Below are 17,657 nucleotides of genomic sequence, written 5' to 3'. Positions count from 1 at the left end.
TTCATCAAATCTTCACGAAGGCAACACATGCGGGAGCCAGACTGCGCGCATGCCCCGCGTCAGAACGCTGTTCCTCTCCGACATCCACCTCGGCACCCGCGCCTGCCAGGCCGAGCGCCTGCTCGACTTCCTGCGCGAGCATCCTGCCGAGACGCTGTACCTGGTCGGCGACATCGTCGACTTCTGGGCCATGAGGCGCGGTATCCACTGGAACGCGGCGCAGAACACCGTGGTGCAGAAGGTGCTGCGCCGCGCCCGCCACGGCGAGCGCGTGGTGTTCATTCCCGGCAACCACGACGAGGCGCTGCGCGAGTACGTCGGCTCGGCCTTCGGCGACATCCATGTCGCCGAGGAGGCGGTGCACACCACGGCCGACGGCCGCCGCCTGCTGCTCATCCACGGCGATGCCTTCGACCAGGTGACGCGCCACCACCGCTGGGTCGCCGTCCTCGGCGACGTTTCCTACAACCTGCTGGTGCGCGCCAACCGCTGGACCTCCTGGCTGCGGCGCAAGCTGGGGCTGGCCGGCTACTGGTCGCTTGCCGGCTACGCCAAGCGCCGCATCAAGAAGGCGCTCAACTTCATTTTCGATTTCGAGGAGAACGCCGTGCGCCATGCCGCGGCGCGCGGCCTCGACGGCATCGTCTGCGGCCACATCCATTGCGCCGTCATCAAGGACATCGACGGCGTCGCCTACATCAACTGCGGCGACTGGGTGGATTCCTGCACCGCCATCGTCGAGCACCTGGACGGCCGCCTGGAACTGGTGGAATGGCATGCGCCGGCCAGCGTGACGGCGCTGCCCGGGGCGAAAGAAAGGATTGCCGCCTGATGCGCGTGCTGATGGTGTCCGACGTCTACTTCCCCCGTATCAACGGCGTGTCCACTTCCATCGAAACCTTCCGCCACACCTTGGCCGGGGAGGGCGTCGAGGTGCACGTCGTCGCGCCGCGCTACGGCGACGAGCCGGAGCAGCCCGGCGTGGCGCGGGTGCCGGGCCGGGCGGTGCCGCGCGACCCGGAGGACCGCATCGTGGCCTGGCGAGCCATGCACAGCACCGTTCGCGCGCAGGCCGCGAAATGCGACCTGGTGCACATCCAGACGCCGTTCGCGGCGCACTACGCGGGCCTCGGCGCGGCGCGACGCGAGGGTGTGCCGGTGCTGGCGACCTACCACACCCTGTTTGAGGAATACCTGCACCACTATGCTCCTTTCCTGCCGGCGTGTGGCCTGCGTGCGCTGGCGCGCCTGCTCTCCCGTCGCCAGTGCAACGCGCTCGACGGCGTGGTCGTGCCCTCCGTGGCGATGCAGTCTCGCCTGAACGATTACGGCGTGAAACGGCCCATCCACGTGCTGCCCACCGGCATCCCGCTCGCCCGCTTTGCCGGCGGCGACCGCGCGCGCTTCCGCGCCGCGCATGGCATTGCGCCCGGGCGGCCGGTCGCCCTCTTCGTCGGCCGCGTGGCGCACGAGAAGAACATCGGTTTCCTACTCGAGATGACGGCGCAGGCGCTGAAGCTGCGCTCCGACATGCTGCTCCTCATCGCCGGCGAAGGCCCGGCCCTGCCCGCCCTGCGCGCGCAGGCGGCGCAGCTCGGGCTGGGCGATGCCGTGCGCTTCGCCGGCTATCTCGACCGCCATCGCGACCTGCCCGACTGCTACGCCGCCGCCGACGTCTTCGTATTCGCCTCCCGCACCGAGACGCAGGGCCTGGTGCTGCTGGAGGCGATGGCGATGGGCCTGCCGGTGGTGGCGCTGGCCCACATGGGCACGGTCGACATCCTGGCGCCGCGCCAGGGCTGCCGCGTGCCGGCCGAAGACCCTACCGCCTTCGCCGCCGCGGTGGTGGAAATTCTCTCCGATGCCGCACTGCGCGCCCGGCTTGGCAGCGAGGCGCGGAACTATGCCCGCAGCTGGTCCGACGAGACGATGGCGGCGCGGCTGGCCGACCTTTACTTCGAATACCACAGAAACGGAAATCCCATTTCATGGAAAGCCCCTACAAAGGCAAGACCGGCCTGAGGAGAGTGTGGAACGCCTTCCACTATTCCCTGGCCGGCCTGCGGGCGGCCTACCGCCACGAGGACGCCTTCAGGCAGGAGGTGTGGCTCGCCGCGATCCTCCTGCCCGCCGCCTGCCTGCTGCCGGTGGGCGGCGTCGGCCGCGCCCTGATGATCGCCAGCGTGCTGCTCGTGCTGGTGGTGGAGTTGCTCAACTCAGGGCTGGAGGCAACGGTGGACCGCATCGGCCTGGAGGACCACCGCTTGGCCAAGCGAGCCAAGGACATCGGCAGCGCTGCGGTGTTCGTCGCGCTGTTCAACGTGCTTGCCGTGTGGGCGAGCGTGCTGATATGACTGCGCTGTCCATCGCGGTGGTGACCGAGACGCACCCGCCCGAGGTCAACGGCGTCGCCATGACGGTGGGCCGCCTGATCGAAGGCCTGCGCGGCCGCGGCCACCGGGTCAGCGTGCTGCGGCCGCGACAGTCGCGCGAGGACCGGGGCGGCGAGGGTGAGTTGCTGCTGGCCGGCCTGCCGTTGCCGGGTTACGCGGGGCTGCGCTTCGGCCTGCCGGCCGGCGGCGCACTGGCCCGCGTCTGGCGCGCGCGCCGGCCGGATGTCGTGCATGTCGTCACCGAGGGGCCGCTGGGCTGGTCGGCGGTGGCGGCGGCGCGGCGCCTGGGATTGCCCGTCACCTCGGGCTACCACACCAATTTCGACCGCTACAGCGTGCACTACGGCTTCGGCTGGCTGCGGCCGGCAGTGGCCGCCTACCTGCGCAGCCTGCACCGTCGCACGCGCGCCACGCTCGTGCCGACCGAGGCGCTGGCGGCGGACCTCGCCGGCGAAGGCATTCCCGGCGTGTGCGTCGTGGGTCGCGGTGTCGATACGCAGTTGTTCCATCCTGGCCGTCGCGATGCGGTCCTGCGCGAAGCCTGGGGCGTCGGCGAGCGCGATCTCGCCTGCCTCTATGTCGGCCGGCTGGCGCCGGAGAAGAATCTCGACCTGAGCTGCCGCGCCTTCGATGCGATTCGCGCCGCCCGCCCACGGGCGCGCATGGTCTGGGTCGGCGACGGACCGGCAGCGGCGCGTCTGAAACGCGAGCGTCCGCAGGATCGCTTCGCCGGCACGCGAACGGGCGCCGACCTCGCGGCGCACTACGCCTCGGGCGACCTGTTCCTGTTCGGCAGCCTGAGCGAGACCTACGGCAACGTCGTGGCGGAAGCCATGGCCAGCGGCCTGGCGGTTGCGGCTTATCGCAGCGCGGCGGCGGCGGAACTCATCGCCGACGGCTTCAGCGGGCGTTGCGTGCCGCCCGGCGACGAAGTTGCATTCGTTTCTGCGGCGCTCGGTCTGGCGATGGATGACGACCTGCGTCGGGCCAACGGCCGGCGGGCGAGACTCGATATGGAAGCGCGCGGCTGGCCGGCCGTGGTCGAGCGTTTCGAGGGCGTGCTGCGCCAGGCGGCGCGACAGACCTTCTGATTCATCCTTCTGTGTGATGCACCTTTGACCTGTATCAAGGGCCAAACGGCGCCGTCCAAGTAGCTTCGCCCTTCTTATTTCTGTTTCATTTTCAGCGGGGTGGAGCAAATGGCAGCAGTCATGCCGGCGCCGGCGGCGAGCCGGCTTTTGATGTCGGGCAACGAGGCCGTGGCGCGCGCGGTGTGGGAGTCGGGGACGCGGGTCGCCGCCGGGTATCCGGGCACGCCGGCGACCGAGATGCTGGAGCAGCTGTCCACCTATCCGGACCTGTACACCGAGTGGTCGGTGAACGAGAAGGTGTCGCTGGAAGTGGCCATCGGCGCCTCGATGATGGGCTCGCGCGCCTTCAGCGCCATGAAGCACGTCGGCCTCAACGTCGCCTCCGACGCCCTCATGACCTTCACCCTGACCGGCGCCGAGGGCGGCCTGGTCATCGCCGTGGCCGACGACGTCGGCATGTCCTCCTCGCAGAACGAGCAGGATTCGCGCTTCTGGGGCCGCTTCGCCCACGTGCCCGTCCTCGAGCCGGCCGACTCGCAGGAAGCCTACGACATGACCCGCTACGCCTACGAGCTGTCGGAGGAATACCAGGTGCCGGTGATCCTGCGCCTGACCTCGCGCATCTGCCACGTCAAGGGCCTGGTCACCGTCGGCGAACGCGTCGAGCACATGCCGAAGGGCTTCTCCAAGAACGCCGAGCGCTGGGTGATGGTGCCCGGCCACGCCAAGCGCCGCATCCCGCTCATGCTCCAGCGCGAGCAGGAACTGAAGCGCCTGTCCGACAAGACGCCGCTCAACGTGCTCGAGCCGGGCACGGACCGCCGCGTCGCCTTCGTCACCAGCGGCCCGGCCTACATGCACGTGCGCGAGGCCTTCCCCGATGCGCCGGTGCTGAAGCTGGGCCTGTCCTACCCCTGGCCGATGGAGAAAGTGTCGCAGCTGGCGGAAATGGCCGACACCCTCGTCGTGGTGGAGGAAGTCGAGCCGCTGCTGGAAACCGAACTCAAGGCCGCCGGCTTCGCCGCCCACGGCAAGGACTTCCTGCCGCGCATCGGCGAGCTCGCCCCCGAGGTGGTGAAGCCCGCCGTCGAGCGCCTGCTGCGCAAGGAGGCCGCGCCCGCGCCGGAACAGGCCGCCGCGCTGCCGCCGCTGTTCCCGCGGCCGCCGACCCTGTGCGCCTCCTGCCCGCACATGGGGGTGTACTACACGCTGTCGCAGCTGAAGAACCTCACCATCTCCGGCGACATCGGCTGCTACACGCTGGGCGCCGGCCACCCCTGGAACTCGCTCGACTCGACCATCTGCATGGGCGCCTCGATGGGCATCGCCCTCGGCATGGACAAGGGCCGCGGCGAAACCGACAAGAACAAGCGCATCCTCGCCGTGATCGGCGACTCGACCTTCATGCACATGGGCATGCAGGGCCTGCTCGACATCACCTGGAACCGCGGCAACGTCACCATCCTGCTGCTCGACAACGGCACGGTGGGCATGACCGGCGGCCAGAACACGCCGGCCAACGGCCGCGACATCCACGGCCAGGGCGCGCCGCGCATCGATTTCCGCAAGCTGATCGAGGCGCTCGGCGTGAAGCCGGAGCGCATCCACGAGGTCGATCCCTACCAGTTGCCGGTGCTGTTCAAGACCGTGCGCGACGAGACCAAGATCGACGACGTCTCGGTGATCATCACCAACCGCCCCTGCGTGCTGATCGAGGAGTTCAAGCCGTTCAAGCCCTACGTCGTGCAGGAGGACAAGTGCACCGGCTGCGGCAACTGCGTCGAGGTCGGCTGCCCGGCCATCCACGTCACGCGTCGCGATCGGGTGGTGAAGCCGTCGGGCAAGGAGGTCGATCTGGCCTTCACGCGCATCGACAGCGTCGCCTGCACCGGCTGCGGCCTGTGCGTGCAGCCCTGCGCGCCGGAAGCGATCGTGCATTTCGCGCCGGCCGGCCAGGTCATCAACATCCAGCCCGCTTGAGGAAACCATGCCGAACACGACCAATATCCTTGTTTGCGGCATCGGCGGCCAGGGCGTCATGACGGCCACCGAAATCCTCTCCGAGGCGGCCATCGCCGAAGGCCACGACGTCAAGAAGACCGAGGTCGCCGGCATGAGCCAGCGCGGCGGCGTCGTCACCTCGCACCTGCGCTTCGGCGCGAAGGTGCTCTCGCCGCAGATCGCCCCGGGCACCGCCGACGTGCTGCTCGGCTTCGAGGCGGCGGAAGCCCTGCGCTGGGCGCACTACCTCAAGCCCGGCGCCATGGCGCTGGTGAACGACGCGCGCCTGGTGCCGCCCGTGGTCGAGCTCGGCCTCTTCAAGTATCCGGACGACCCGATCGGCGAGATGAAGTCGCGCGGCGTGCGCACGGTGTCCTTCGACGCCGCCACCATCGCGCGCGACCTCGGCGACCTGCGCCTGGGCAACACCGTCATGCTCGGCGCCATCGCCGACCAGCTGCCGTTCTCGGCCGAGGTGCTGCTCGACTGTATCGTCAAGCGCTTCGCGCGCAAGGGCGAGAAGGTGGTGGAGGCGAACCGCAAGGCTTTCGCCGCCGGCCGCGCCGCGGCCGCGAAGGCCTCTGTGCCAGCCTGACCGTCGGTGTAAAATAGCGCCATTCCGCGGAGCCTCCGGGCTCCGCCTTCATTTCAAGGCCACCATGACCGCCAAGATCCTCGACGGCAACGCCCTTTCCGCGAAACTCCGCGAATCCCTCCGCCAGCGCGCGGCCGAGCTCACCGCCCAAGGCTGCCAGCCCGGCCTGGCCGTGATCCTCGTTGGCGAGAACCCGGCCTCCCAGGTGTACGTGCGCAACAAGATCAAGGCCTGCGAGGCGGTCGGCGTGCATTCCGAGAAATACGAATTCCCCGCCGACACGCCGCCGGAGAAGGTGCTCAACAAGATCGCTGCCCTGAACGCCGACCCGAATATCCACGGCATCCTGGTACAGCTGCCCCTGCCGCCGCAGTTCGACGAGGACGAGGTGCTGGAGGCCATTTCCGCGGAGAAGGATGTCGACGGCTTCCACGCCGAGAACGTCGGCCTGCTGGCGCAGGGCAACCCGCGCTTCATTTCCTGCACGCCCTACGGCGTCATGGAGATGCTGAGCGCCGAAGGCATTTCGCTGCGCGGCAAGGAGGCGGTGGTGGTCGGCCGCAGCAACATCGTCGGCAAGCCGATGACGCTGCTGCTCATCGCTGCCAGCGCCACCGTCACGGTGTGCCATTCGCAGACGAAGGACCTGGCATTCCATACGCGCCGCGCCGACGTGCTGGTGGCGGCGGTGGGCAAGCCGAAGATGATCACCGGCGACATGGTCAAGCCGGGCGCGGTGGTCATCGATGTCGGCATCAACCGCCTGCCGGACGGAAAATTGTGCGGCGACGTGGATTTCGAATCGGCGAAGGAAGTCGCTTCGCTCATCACCCCGGTGCCGGGCGGCGTGGGTCCGATGACCATCACCATGCTGCTCGCCAACACCATCGAGAGCGCGGATCGCGCTGCTGGCAAATAAAAAGGAGATAAACATGGTCAAGCATCCCCTCGTCGGCATCGTCATGGGCTCGGATTCCGACTGGCCCATCATGAAGGCCTGCGCCGAGACGCTGAAGAGCTTCGGCGTTCCCCACGAAGCCAAGGTGCTGTCCGCCCACCGCACGCCCGACGCGGCGCTCGACTACGCCAGCATGGCGGCCGGGCGCGGCATCAAGGTGCTGATCGGCGCCGCCGGCGCCGCCGCCCACCTCGCCGGCGTGCTGGCGGCGAAAACCGAGCTGCCGGTGCTCGCCGTGCCGATGCCTTCCAAGCACCTGCAAGGGCTGGATTCGCTGCTGGCGATGGTGCAGATGCCGGGCGGCATTCCCGTCGCCACCTTCGCCATCGGCGAGGCCGGCGCCACCAACGCCGCGCTGTTCGCCGTCGCCATGCTGGCGCTCTCCGATCCGGAGCTGGCGAAGAAACTCAGCGAGTTCCGCGTCAGCCAGACCGAGAAAGTTCTGGCAAAGACGCTGCCTGCGGTCTGATCCGCCCCCAGGCGCCGTGTTGCGCAGACTGACTTTTGCCGCGGCGCCCATCATCCATGGCCAGTGCGATGCGGTATGAGATCGCGCAGGCGGTCGCATTGCTGCGCGCGGGCGAGCTCGTCGCCTTTCCCACCGAAACCGTCTACGGCCTCGGCGCCGACGCCGGCAATGCCGCTGCCGTGGCGAAGATCTTCGCCGCCAAGGGCCGCCCGGCCGACCACCCCCTGATCGTGCATCTGCCCTCCGCAGAACACCTCCCGTGCTGGACGCGCGAGGTTCCTCCGGAAGCAGAAAAGCTCGCCGCGGCCTTCTGGCCCGGCCCGCTCACCCTGATCCTCAAGCGCCAGCCGCAGGTGCCGGATGCCGTCACCGGCGGCCAGGACACGGTGGGCCTGCGCGTGCCGAACCATCCGCTGGCGCTGGAGCTGCTCGCCGCCTTCGGCGGCGCGAATGGGGGTGGACTGGCCGCGCCTTCCGCCAACCGCTTCGGCCGCATCAGCCCGACCACCGCCGCCCACGTGCGCGAGGAGCTCGGCGGCCGCGTGCCGCTGGTGCTCGACGGCGGCGCCTGCGCGGTGGGCATCGAATCGACCATCCTGGATCTGTCGCGCGGCGTGCCGGTGCTGCTGCGGCCCGGCGCGGTCGGCGCGGCCGACATCGCCCGTGTGCTCGGCCGCGCGCCCGAGACGGCCGCGCCGCAGGCGGATGCGCCGCGCGTGTCGGGCTCGCTGGAGGCCCACTACGCGCCGCGCACGCCGCTGCAGCTGGTGTCTTCCGACGGCCTGCTCTTCGCCCTGCGCAATGCCTTGGTGGCGGGCGAAAAGGTGGCCGTACTGGCGCCGACGGCGCAGGCCATCAGCCACGAACTCGTCAGTTGGAAGCAGTCGCCCGCCGAGCCGGCCGGCTTCGCCCACGACCTCTACGCCAGCCTGCGCGAACTGGATGCCCTCGGCTGCGTCCGCATCCTCGTCCAGCAGCCGCCCGCCGGCGAGGCCTGGCTGGCCGTCAACGACCGCCTGCGCCGGGCCGCCGCCGGCTCGGGCGAGGATGACGAGACCTGACTGGCGGCCAGCCCCCAAAACCGGCTATAATCCGCCCCTCTTTCGGGGCCGGTAGCTCAGCTGGGAGAGCGTCGCGTTCGCAATGCGAAGGTCGGGAGTTCGATCCTCCTCCGGTCCACCAGATGCAGAAAAAAGCCAACCCGCACGGGTTGGCTTTTTTCATTTCGCAAGCCGGCCCAGCCGGACGGGGCGGTTCCGTTCGCCAGGCACTTCTCAAAGCCTGGAAAACGACTGCGCCGCCCCCGGAAGAACGTGCAGCCGCCATTCCTGCTTGAGTTCAGCCGCGACGGCATCGATGGCGTTCCGGTTCTCCGCAGGATCGGCGCCCAGGTCGTAGGCATGCTCGACGCTGGTTCTGGCATCGATCCAGTATTTCCATGGCCGTCCCGGTTGCCGGTGGTCCACCAGCCCGACCTTGGCGCCTTGCTGGAAGAAACTGAAAGGCGCCAGTCCGGGTTGCTGCAGCGGCTGCCCGACCCAGGTCGCCGGTATCGGCATGCCGAGTTCGGCCAGGATGGTGGGGGCGATGTCCACCTGGGCGGCCATGCGCTTGCCGGCGAACGGCGCGGACGGCCGGTAGCCATAGGACAGGAACAGCAGCGGCACCCGCAGGGCGGGTTCGTCCACGCTGTTGCCATGCCCGAAGGTGCCGTGCTCGCCCAAATGTTCGCCGTGGTCGGCGGTGATCACGACCAGGGCTTCGCGCAGGTAACCCTTGCGGCCGAGGATGTCCAGAAGGCTGGCGATGGCGATATCGACCTGGATCACTCCGTTGTCGTAAAAATTCATGGTGCCTGCGCTGGGGCCGTCGAGCCCGTTGCGCACGCCGGTTCTGGCGTAATTCGTCACCGGCTGGTAGCGCAGGGCGTCAGGGTGGCGCTTGCCCAGCGGGTGGGCCGACATCAGGTGAAACTGCATCATGACGGGCGTTCCGTCCCAGGATGCAAAGCCGGCCAGGTGGTCGCTGACCAGCCGGTCGTCGTTCATGTAGTAGCCCTGCGCCGACGAGCCGTCGAAATAGCTGTCAACCTTGCCGTAGGATTCCCTGAGGCCATAGAAATTGGTGTGGTCGCCGCCGAGGATCATGTGGATGCGGTAGCCGTGCTGCACCAGCACCTGCTGCAGGGTGAAGGGCCGCGAGGAGAATTGATGCACGTACTTCGAGCTGGCCAGGCTTAACAGTCCGCAGGAGGATTCGCTGCAGGAGGCATGCGCGGCACCGATGTTGCGCACCAAGCCGGCCTTGGCCAGCCGGCTCAGGTTCGGCGTGGTTTCCCGTTCGTAGCCGTTCACGCCCATGTGGTCCGGCCGCAGCGCGTCGACCACGATCAGGATCACGTTGCGGCGGGTTGCAGCCGGATTCGGCTGGTAGGCGGCGCGGGCGGCGTCCTCCAGCTTGTCTCGCTTCGCCGCCTCGGCACTGTCGATGGCCTGGCTTTGGAAGGTGCGCGTCGCCTCGCGCGGGAAGAAAGTCAGGCTGACCGGTTCGGCCTGCGGAATCCAGGGCCCCGCGGAAAATTCGTAAACGCCGATGGCGACAGTGCCGGAACCGGCGGCGGTGGTGAGGGCGAGAATGCTGCCGGAGAGGCGCCGCGCCAGCAGGGGCACCCAGTCGAAGCGCGCCAGGTAGAGAAATGCCAGAATCATCAGCGCGACATAGGCGCAGCCGGCCCCGACCAGGATTGCCGTCGTTGACAGCCCGAGCGAGGCCGCCAGGTCCAGCGCCTGGGCGGCATAGGTGGTGATCAGGCTCCAGGAGATGACCCTCCCCCACGAGTCGAGGCCGATGATGGTCAGGCCATAGTAGAGCAGCAGGGAAGCCGCCAGGCTGGCGGCCAGCGATGCGCTCAGCAGGCGGGCGGCCATGCCGGGCAGCCAGCGGTCCGCGGCCAGCCGCAGCATTGCCAGCGCGAGCAAGGCAAGTGCGATGAGCTGGAGGTGGGGCAGGATGGCGGCGGCGGGGGCGGCATAGCGCGTGACGTAGACCGCCAGGAAGGCGATCGGCAGGCAATACCAGAGCGTCATCTCCGACCCGAGCCGGAGGAACAGCGAGCGCCAGGGACGTTCAGACATTCCGGATCGCCACCAGCTTCGACAAGCCCAGGAAATTGACCGGCTGCACCGAGGCCACCTGCCAGCCGTGTGCGAGTATTTGCTCGTCGTAGCTGAAATCGGAGCGGAAGCCGATACGGTCGGCCATCGGCCGCACGACACGCTCCAGCAGCCACCAGAAGCGGCTGCCGCTGAAATGGTTGAGGATGACGATGGTTCCGCCCTTGCGGCAGACCCGGCGCGTTTCGGCGATCAGGCGGTCCGGATTCGGTGTTACGGAAAGCACATAAGGCAGCGTTACGCAGTCGAAGGAACCGTCAGGGAAATCCAGGGCCTCGGCATCCATGGCCTGCAGCCGGATATGGCGATCCGGCATCTGCGCGACGCGTTGGCGTGCCAGTTCCAGCATCTCGGGGGATATGTCGATGCCGGTAACGTTTGCGGTGGAGGGGTAGCGTCCCAGGGTCAGGCCGGTGCCCACGCCCATTTCCAGGATCGACGCAGGACGCAACGAACGGACGGTGTCGGAGAGGGCGCGCCGGCCGGGCTCCAGAATGGCGCCGAACAGCCTGTCGTAGATCGGTGCGTAAAACCGGTAGGTGCTGATGACGTTTTCTTGGGTGATGGACTTCATGGGCAGGTGTTGTCGGCCGTTCGCTTTGGAATGCGCAATGATAAAGGCGTAGCGGCGAAAAAAACGGAAGTCGGCCGGCCCATCCGCCGGACGGCGGCCTTGGCAATACGGGCGGGAACGTTAAGGTCGGCTAGCCTGCAAGGGCAAGGTCGTCAGCCAGCGGCCTGCCCGGCATGTGGAAGGCCACCGGGCCGTCGGCGAGGCCGTCGACGAACTGGCGCACGAAGGGGTCGGTCGAGGCGCGTATCTCGTCGGGCGTGCCCTTGGCGACGACCTTGCCGTCGGAGATGAAGTAGGCATAGTCGACCACCTTGAGCGATTCGGCGACGTCGTAGGTGACGACGATGGAGGTGACGCCGAGGGCGTCGTTGAGGCCGCGGATCAGGTTGCCGATCTGGGTGAGCGAGATCGGGTCCAGCCCCGAGAACGGCTCGTCGTACATGATCAGCAGGGGATCGATGGCGATGGCACGCGCCAGGGCGACGCGGCGCGCCATGCCGCCGGAGAGCTCGCTCGGCATCAGTCCGTGCGCGCCGCGCAGGCCGACCGAGTGCAGCTTCATCAGGACCATGTCGTGGATCAGCTCGTCGGGCAGGTTGGTGCGCTCGCGCATCGGGAAGGCGATGTTCTCGAAGGTCGAGATGTCGGTGAACAGGCCGCCCTGCTGGAACATCATGCCCATCTTGCGGCGCATCTCGTAGAGCGCGTCGGTGTCCAGCTCGTGGATGACCTTGCCTTCGACCTTGACGTGGCCGTCGGCCGGCCGCAATTGGCCGCCGATCAGCCTGAGCAGGGTGGTCTTGCCGCAGCCGCTGGCGCCGAGGATGGCCACCACCTTGCCGCGCGGCACGTCGAGGTCGAGGCCTTTCAGCACATCGAGGCTGTTGTAGGAAAACTTGAGATTCGAAATCTCGATCAGGCTGTCCTGCTTGTCTGGCATGGCGGCTTCCGTGTTCAGTTTGGGCGAACGTACCCCAGCTTGCGCAGGGCGTCAAACGCCTTGCCGGCGAGTGCCTGGTGGCCCTCGGCGTTGGGGTGCAGCTGGTCGAGCTTGAGCGCGGGATCGGAGAGCACTTCCGGTATCGCGTCGGCGATCAGCGGCACCTTCCGTTCCTTGGCGATTTCGGCATAGAAAGGCGGCGGCGCGAGGTTCTGGAAGACGACGCCGGCCACGCTCGGTTTCGGCGTCGCCAGCAGGACGGGCTGGGCGTTGCGGCCGCGGACCAGCTCGAGGATGCGCGCCAGGTTGCCGCGTGTCTGTTCCTCCGGCAGCTTGCGCAGCATGTCGTTGCCGCCCAGCGTGACCAGCACCAGCTTCGGCGCGTGCTCGTCCATCAGCGCCGGCAGGCGCGCCAGGGCGTCGCCGGTCTTGTCGCCGCTGACGCCGCCGTTGACGATCTGCCAGCCGGTCTTTTCGGCGAGCAGGGCCGGCCAGGCCTGTTCGGGCGCCAGGCCGTAGCCGGCGGTGATGCTGTCGCCGAGCGCCAGCACCACCGTGCCGGGCGGCAGCGGCTCGGCCTTCTGTGCCTGACAGGCGGCGAGCAGTGCCAGCAGGCCGGCGGCGAAGCGCGCGCGCCAGCGGCTCATTGCCATTTCCTGCGCTGCTCGTTGATATTCGGGTTCATCGCGATCTTCCCGCCGTGCCGTGGAGACTGACTTTGGCCTACTGGTCTTCTTCGGGCAGCAGAGCGGCGACCATGGCGACCATTTCAGGATCGAGGTCGAAGCCGGGCGTCTGCTCGGGATTGATGGCGATGGCGATGCCGGCGCCCATGCGGCGCAGCAGCCAGGAGAACTCGGTGAGCATGCCGCCGCCGTAGCCGGGGAAGGCGGCGAGGAAATCGCGGGCGCGGTCCGGCGAAGAAAACAGCACCAGGATGCTGTTGCCCCCACCGTCCTCCACGACCAGCGGCTCGGCCTTGGTCGAGGCCTGGAAGCCGGCGATGGCGTGCTTCTCGTCCTTCACCGGCATGAAGACCTGCACGTCGAGCAGGCGCCGGGCGAATTCCTCCGGCTCCAGTTTGCCCTCGTGGAATTCCTGCAGCAGGGCTTCCAGTGCGTTGCGCGTGGGCTGCGGTTCGGTCATGGGGTTTCCTTTCAGTCGGCGCGCGCGGCGGCGCGGGCGGGTTGCTTGCGTCGGGCCTGCGCTTCCAGCAGCGGCTTCAGGTAGCGGCCGGTGTGGCTGGCGGACAGCTGCGCCACCAGTTCCGGCGGCCCCGCRGCGACGATGCGGCCGCCGCCTTCGCCGCCYTCCGGGCCGAGGTCGACGAGCCAGTCGGCGGTCTTGATGACGTCGAGGTTGTGCTCGATGACGACGATGGTGTTGCCGTGGTCGCGCAGCCGCGCGAGCACCTTGAGCAGCATCTCGATGTCCTGGAAGTGCAGGCCGGTGGTCGGCTCGTCGAGGATGTAGAGCGTGCGGCCGGTGTCGCGCTTGGAGAGCTCCAGCGCCAGCTTGACGCGCTGCGCCTCGCCGCCGGAAAGCGTGGTGGCCGACTGGCCGAGCTCGATGTAGCCGAGGCCGACGTCGAGCAGGGTTTCGAGCTTCCTCGCCACCACCGGCACGGCGTCGAAGAAGGCGTGCGCCTGCTCGACCGTCATGCGCAGCACGTCGTGGATGGTCTTGCCCTTGTAGCGTATCTCCAGCGTCTCGCGGTTGTAGCGCTTGCCGTGGCAGACGTCGCAGGGCACGAAGATGTCGGGCAGGAAGTGCATCTCCACCCTGACCAGGCCGTCGCCCTGGCAGGCCTCGCAGCGGCCGCCCTTGACGTTGAAGGAGAAGCGCCCCGGCCCGTAGCCGCGGTTGCGCGATTCCGGCACGCCGGCGAAGAGCTCGCGGATCGGCGTCAGGAGGCCCGTGTAGGTGGCCGGGTTGGAGCGCGGCGTGCGGCCGATCGGCGACTGGTCGACGCTGATCACCTTGTCGAAGAACTCCAGGCCCTCGATGGCTTCGTGCGGCGCCGGCTCGGCGCTGCTGCCGTAAAGGTGGCGCGCGGCGGCGGCGTAGAGCGTGTCGTTGATGAGCGTCGACTTGCCCGAGCCGGAGACGCCGGTGATGCAGGTGAGCAGTCCCACCGGCAGGTCGATCGAGACCTCCCTCAGGTTGTTGCCGCGCGCGCCGAGGATGCGCAGCTGCCGCGCCAGGTCGGGCGCGCGGCGCTTCGCCGGCAGGGCGATGGCGCGCCTTCCCGAGAGGTAGGCGCCGGTGAGCGAGTCGGGGTTGGCGGTGATTTCGCCCGGTGCGCCCTCGGCAACGATGCGTCCGCCGTGCTCGCCGGCGCCCGGGCCCATGTCCACCACATGGTCGGCGGCGTGGATGGCCTCCTCGTCGTGTTCGACGACGATCACCGTGTTGCCGAGGTCGCGCAGCTCGGCCAACGTCGCCAGCAGGCGCGCGTTGTCGCGCTGGTGCAGGCCGATCGAGGGCTCGTCGAGCACGTACATGACGCCGGTGAGGCCGGAGCCGATCTGGCTGGCCAGCCGGATGCGCTGTGCCTCGCCGCCGGAGAGCGTCTCGGCGGAGCGGTCGAGCGAGAGGTAGTCGAGGCCGACGTTGATGAGGAAGGTCAGCCGCGCGGTGATCTCGCGCACGATCTTTTCCGCCACCTGGGCGCGCTGGCCCTCGAGCGCCAGCAGGTTGAAGAAGTCGCGCGCGGCGATCAGCGGCAGGGCGTTCACCTGCGGCAGGTTGCGGTCGCCGATGAGGACGTGGCGTGCCTCGCGCCGCAGGCGCGTGCCCTCGCATTCCGGGCAGGGGCGCGTGTTGAGGTATTTCGCCAGCTCCTCGCGCACGGCGACGGAGTCGGTTTCCTTGTAGCGGCGCTCGAGGTTGTGGATGATGCCCTCGAAGGGGTGCTCCTTGATGCTGCTGCGGCCGGTCTCGGAGAGGTAGCGGAAGGCGACCTTCTCGCGGCCGGAGCCGTAGAGCACGATCTGGCGGTGCTCCTCGGCCAGCGCCTCGAAGGGCTGCTCGATGTCGAAGCCGTAGTGCGCGGCCAGGCTGGCGAGCAGCTGGTAATAGAACTGGTTGCGCCGGTCCCAGCCGCGGATGGCGCCGGAGGCGAGCGACAGGTGCGGGTAGGCGACGACGCGCGCCGGGTCGAAGAAGCTGATCTGGCCGAGGCCGTCGCACTTCGGGCAGGCGCCCATCGGGTTGTTGAAGGAGAACAGCCGCGGCTCCAGCTCCTGCAGCGCGTAGCTGCACACCGGGCAGGCGAAGCGCGCCGAGAAGAGGTGCTCGGCGCCGGAATCCATCTCCACCGCCACGGCGCGGCCGTCGGCATGGGTGAGCGCCGTCTCGAAGGACTCGGCCAGGCGCTGGCGCGCGTCGATGCGCACCTTGAGGCGGTCGACCACCACGTCGATGCTGTGCTTGCTGTTCTTGGCGAGCTTCGGCAGGGCGTCGATGTCGTGCACCTGGCCGTCGACGCGAAGGCGCACGAAGCCCTGCGCGCGCAGCTCGGTGAACAAGTCGAGCTGCTCGCCCTTGCGCCCGGCCACCACCGGGGCGAGGATCATCAGTTTCGTATCTTCCGGCAGGGCCAGCACGTGGTCCACCATTTGCGAGACGCTCTGCGCCGCGAGCGGCTGGCCGTGCTCCGGGCAGTGCGGCGTGCCGGCGCGGGCGAAGAGCAGGCGCAGGTAGTCGTGGATCTCGGTGACGGTGCCGACCGTCGAGCGCGGGTTGTGGCTGGTGGCCTTCTGCTCGATGGCGATGGCCGGAGAAAGGCCTTCGATGAGGTCGACGTCGGGCTTCTCCATCAGCTGCAGGAACTGGCGTGCGTAGGCCGAGAGCGACTCGACGTAGCGGCGCTGGCCCTCGGCGTAGAGCGTGTCGAAGGCGAGCGAGGACTTGCCGGAGCCGGACAGGCCGGTGATCACGGTCAGCCTGTTGCGCGGCAAGTCGAGATTCAGGTTCTTCAGGTTGTGCGTCCGCGCGCCGCGGATGCGGATTTGTTCCATGGGACTTCGGGGTGAAAAGGGCAATCTGCTAATATACGCAATTCCCGCGTCTCAAGCCAAGCACGTTTCATGTCCTCCGCAAACCCCGACCGCATGACCCGGCAGGAGCTGCGCGCCGGCCTGTCGCTGGCGTCGATTTTCGCCCTGCGCATGCTGGGACTGTTCCTCATCCTGCCGGTGTTCGCCGTCGCCGCGGGCAAGCTGCCGGGCGGCGACAACCTGACCCTGGTCGGCATCGCACTGGGCATCTACGGCCTGACCCAGGCGGCGCTGCAGCTGCCCTTCGGCATGGCCTCCGACCGCTATGGCCGCAAGCGGGTCATCGTCATCGGCCTGCTGATCTTTGCCGCCGGCAGCTTCATTGCCGCCGCCGCGCCGGACATCTGGTGGACCATCTTTGGCCGCGCGCTGCAGGGGGCGGGCGCCATCTCCGCGGCGGTGACGGCGCTGGCGGCGGACCTGACGCGCGAGCAGCACCGCACCAAGGTGATGGCGCTGATCGGCTCCAGCATCGGCCTGATGTTCGCGCTGTCGCTGGTGGCGGCGCCGGCGCTCAACGCCATCATCGGCCTTCACGGCATCTTCATCCTCACCGGCCTGCTGGCGCTGGCGGCGATCCTGCTGGTGACGAAGGTCGTGCCCGATCCGCCGCCGGCCGAGCATCACGATCATGAACCGGTCGGCTTCATGGACGTGCTGCTGGATCCGCAGCTGCTGCGCCTGAATTTCGGCATCCTCGCGCTGCACTTCATCCAGATGGCGATGTTCGTCGTCGTGCCGGGCGCCATCGTCGCCACCGGCGGCATCCCCGTCGCCGGGCACTGGAAGGTCTACCTCCCGGTGGTGCTCGCCAGCTTCGTGCTGATGCTGCCGCCGCTCTTCTACGCCGAGCGGCGCGCGCGCATGAAGCCGGTCTTCGTCGGCTCCGTCTTCGTCCTGCTGCTGGCACAGGGGGGCTTCCTCTACGGCAGCGGCAGGTTCAATGCGCTGGTGGCCAACCTGGTGGTGTTCTTCGTCGTCTTCAACATCCTCGAAGCGAGCCTGCCCTCGCTCGTCTCGCGCATCGCCCCGCCGCAGGCCAAGGGCACGGCGCTGGGCATCTACAACACGACGCAGTCGTTCGGCCTGTTCCTTGGCGGTGCGGTGGGCGGCGTCCTGGCGCAGCACTACGGCGCGCCGGGCGTCTTCGGCGTCGGCATCGCATTGGCGTTGCTGTGGCTGGCGATCGCGGTTACGATGCAGGCGCCGCCGGTCGTTGCGTTGCGCGAGTTCATCATCCAGCCGCATGTCGACCTTGATGAGCTGCGCGAGCAGCTCGCCGGCCTGCCCGGCGTGCGCGAGGCGGTGGTCGAGCCCGATAAGCGGATGGCCTATTTGAAAGTGAATCTGGAACGTTGGGACGAACGGCGCGTGCGCCAGTTATTGGGAGGGGAAGCATAAA

At 68.4% G+C, this 17,657-nt stretch carries 16 protein-coding genes and 1 tRNA gene; 11 read left to right on the top strand and 6 right to left on the bottom strand.

Annotation, left to right across the window (positions count from 1 at the left end):
• Window positions 1-49 precede the first annotated feature (49 nt).
• The 10 genes from ROZ00_10695 (at window position 50) to ROZ00_10650 (ending at window position 8,689) form a co-directional block, all read left to right on the top strand.
• The gene (locus tag ROZ00_10695; GenBank protein MDT3736684.1) at window positions 50-832 is read left to right on the top strand and encodes a UDP-2,3-diacylglucosamine diphosphatase; all 783 of its coding nucleotides are present in this window, start codon (window positions 50-52) and stop codon (window positions 830-832) included.
• Window positions 832-2,022 (top strand): glycosyltransferase, encoded by a 1,191-nt coding sequence (locus ROZ00_10690; protein MDT3736683.1) that lies wholly within the window; start codon window positions 832-834, stop codon window positions 2,020-2,022. Before ROZ00_10695 ends, ROZ00_10690 begins: the two co-directional genes overlap by 1 nt.
• Window positions 1,989-2,354 carry a diacylglycerol kinase gene (locus tag ROZ00_10685; protein ID MDT3736682.1) on the top strand — a complete coding sequence of 122 codons (366 nt, stop codon included), beginning with the start codon at window positions 1,989-1,991 and terminating at the stop codon, window positions 2,352-2,354. Before ROZ00_10690 ends, ROZ00_10685 begins: the two co-directional genes overlap by 34 nt.
• Window positions 2,351-3,484, top strand: coding sequence for a glycosyltransferase family 1 protein (locus tag ROZ00_10680; GenBank protein MDT3736681.1), 1,134 nt, complete (start codon window positions 2,351-2,353; stop codon window positions 3,482-3,484). Before ROZ00_10685 ends, ROZ00_10680 begins: the two co-directional genes overlap by 4 nt.
• Before the next feature lie 108 nt (window positions 3,485-3,592).
• The gene (locus ROZ00_10675) at window positions 3,593-5,464 is read left to right on the top strand and encodes a thiamine pyrophosphate-dependent enzyme (GenBank protein ID MDT3736680.1); all 1,872 of its coding nucleotides are present in this window, start codon (window positions 3,593-3,595) and stop codon (window positions 5,462-5,464) included.
• A 7-nt stretch (window positions 5,465-5,471) separates the two neighbouring features.
• Window positions 5,472-6,080, top strand: a complete 609-nt coding sequence (locus ROZ00_10670; GenBank protein MDT3736679.1) for an indolepyruvate oxidoreductase subunit beta — start codon at window positions 5,472-5,474, stop codon at window positions 6,078-6,080.
• A gap of 64 nt (window positions 6,081-6,144) precedes the next feature.
• Window positions 6,145-6,999, top strand: a complete 855-nt coding sequence (gene folD / locus ROZ00_10665) for a bifunctional methylenetetrahydrofolate dehydrogenase/methenyltetrahydrofolate cyclohydrolase FolD (protein MDT3736678.1) — start codon at window positions 6,145-6,147, stop codon at window positions 6,997-6,999.
• A gap of 13 nt (window positions 7,000-7,012) precedes the next feature.
• Window positions 7,013-7,507: a 5-(carboxyamino)imidazole ribonucleotide mutase gene (purE, locus tag ROZ00_10660; protein ID MDT3736677.1), complete on the top strand. Its 495-nt coding sequence runs from the start codon at window positions 7,013-7,015 to the stop codon at window positions 7,505-7,507.
• 68 nt (window positions 7,508-7,575) lie between these two features.
• A complete protein-coding gene (locus tag ROZ00_10655; protein MDT3736676.1) occupies window positions 7,576-8,568 on the top strand; it encodes an L-threonylcarbamoyladenylate synthase in 993 nt (330 codons plus the stop codon).
• A 45-nt stretch (window positions 8,569-8,613) separates the two neighbouring features.
• A tRNA-Ala gene (locus ROZ00_10650) sits at window positions 8,614-8,689 on the top strand.
• Between the two features lie 92 nt (window positions 8,690-8,781).
• Here ROZ00_10650 and ROZ00_10645 read toward each other — a convergent pair.
• From ROZ00_10645 to uvrA, 6 genes are all read right to left on the bottom strand, one after another.
• On the bottom strand, window positions 8,782-10,641 hold the full coding sequence (locus ROZ00_10645; protein MDT3736675.1) for a sulfatase-like hydrolase/transferase: 1,860 nt from the start codon (window positions 10,639-10,641) through the stop codon (window positions 8,782-8,784).
• Window positions 10,634-11,254, bottom strand: coding sequence for a class I SAM-dependent methyltransferase (locus ROZ00_10640; protein ID MDT3736674.1), 621 nt, complete (start codon window positions 11,252-11,254; stop codon window positions 10,634-10,636). Before ROZ00_10640 ends, ROZ00_10645 begins: the two co-directional genes overlap by 8 nt.
• A gap of 130 nt (window positions 11,255-11,384) precedes the next feature.
• A complete protein-coding gene (locus ROZ00_10635) occupies window positions 11,385-12,194 on the bottom strand; it encodes an ABC transporter ATP-binding protein (GenBank protein MDT3736673.1) in 810 nt (269 codons plus the stop codon).
• Between the two features lie 14 nt (window positions 12,195-12,208).
• The gene (locus tag ROZ00_10630; GenBank protein ID MDT3736672.1) at window positions 12,209-12,841 is read right to left on the bottom strand and encodes an arylesterase; all 633 of its coding nucleotides are present in this window, start codon (window positions 12,839-12,841) and stop codon (window positions 12,209-12,211) included.
• A 76-nt stretch (window positions 12,842-12,917) separates the two neighbouring features.
• Window positions 12,918-13,340: an SseB family protein gene (locus ROZ00_10625; protein ID MDT3736671.1), complete on the bottom strand. Its 423-nt coding sequence runs from the start codon at window positions 13,338-13,340 to the stop codon at window positions 12,918-12,920.
• A gap of 11 nt (window positions 13,341-13,351) precedes the next feature.
• On the bottom strand, window positions 13,352-16,216 hold the full coding sequence (gene uvrA, locus ROZ00_10620) for an excinuclease ABC subunit UvrA (protein MDT3736670.1): 2,865 nt from the start codon (window positions 16,214-16,216) through the stop codon (window positions 13,352-13,354).
• Window positions 16,217-16,309: 93 nt separating this feature from the next.
• Between uvrA and ROZ00_10615 the strand changes: the two genes are divergently transcribed.
• A complete protein-coding gene (locus ROZ00_10615) occupies window positions 16,310-17,656 on the top strand; it encodes an MFS transporter (GenBank protein MDT3736669.1) in 1,347 nt (448 codons plus the stop codon).
• The last annotated feature ends 1 nt before the right edge of the window (window position 17,657 follow it).

This window comes from Denitratisoma sp. (assembly GCA_032027165.1).
Classification (GTDB): domain Bacteria; phylum Pseudomonadota; class Gammaproteobacteria; order Burkholderiales; family Rhodocyclaceae; genus Desulfobacillus.
Note: the sequence above shows the minus strand (reverse complement) of the source record. Positions and strands in the feature narration are given on the sequence as shown.

Coding starts and splice junctions, on each gene's coding strand:
- ROZ00_10630 (MDT3736672.1), bottom strand. CDS start 12,841: ATGAGCCGCTGGCGCGCGCGCTTCGCCGCCGGCCTGCTGGCACTGCTC.
- ROZ00_10690 (MDT3736683.1), top strand. CDS start 832: ATGCGCGTGCTGATGGTGTCCGACGTCTACTTCCCCCGTATCAACGGC.
- ROZ00_10625 (MDT3736671.1), bottom strand. CDS start 13,340: ATGACCGAACCGCAGCCCACGCGCAACGCACTGGAAGCCCTGCTGCAG.
- purE (MDT3736677.1), top strand. CDS start 7,013: ATGGTCAAGCATCCCCTCGTCGGCATCGTCATGGGCTCGGATTCCGAC.
- ROZ00_10635 (MDT3736673.1), bottom strand. CDS start 12,194: ATGCCAGACAAGCAGGACAGCCTGATCGAGATTTCGAATCTCAAGTTT.
- ROZ00_10685 (MDT3736682.1), top strand. CDS start 1,989: ATGGAAAGCCCCTACAAAGGCAAGACCGGCCTGAGGAGAGTGTGGAAC.
- ROZ00_10695 (MDT3736684.1), top strand. CDS start 50: ATGCCCCGCGTCAGAACGCTGTTCCTCTCCGACATCCACCTCGGCACC.
- ROZ00_10680 (MDT3736681.1), top strand. CDS start 2,351: ATGACTGCGCTGTCCATCGCGGTGGTGACCGAGACGCACCCGCCCGAG.
- ROZ00_10670 (MDT3736679.1), top strand. CDS start 5,472: ATGCCGAACACGACCAATATCCTTGTTTGCGGCATCGGCGGCCAGGGC.
- ROZ00_10645 (MDT3736675.1), bottom strand. CDS start 10,641: ATGTCTGAACGTCCCTGGCGCTCGCTGTTCCTCCGGCTCGGGTCGGAG.
- ROZ00_10675 (MDT3736680.1), top strand. CDS start 3,593: ATGGCAGCAGTCATGCCGGCGCCGGCGGCGAGCCGGCTTTTGATGTCG.
- folD (MDT3736678.1), top strand. CDS start 6,145: ATGACCGCCAAGATCCTCGACGGCAACGCCCTTTCCGCGAAACTCCGC.
- ROZ00_10640 (MDT3736674.1), bottom strand. CDS start 11,254: ATGAAGTCCATCACCCAAGAAAACGTCATCAGCACCTACCGGTTTTAC.
- ROZ00_10655 (MDT3736676.1), top strand. CDS start 7,576: ATGCGGTATGAGATCGCGCAGGCGGTCGCATTGCTGCGCGCGGGCGAG.
- ROZ00_10615 (MDT3736669.1), top strand. CDS start 16,310: ATGACCCGGCAGGAGCTGCGCGCCGGCCTGTCGCTGGCGTCGATTTTC.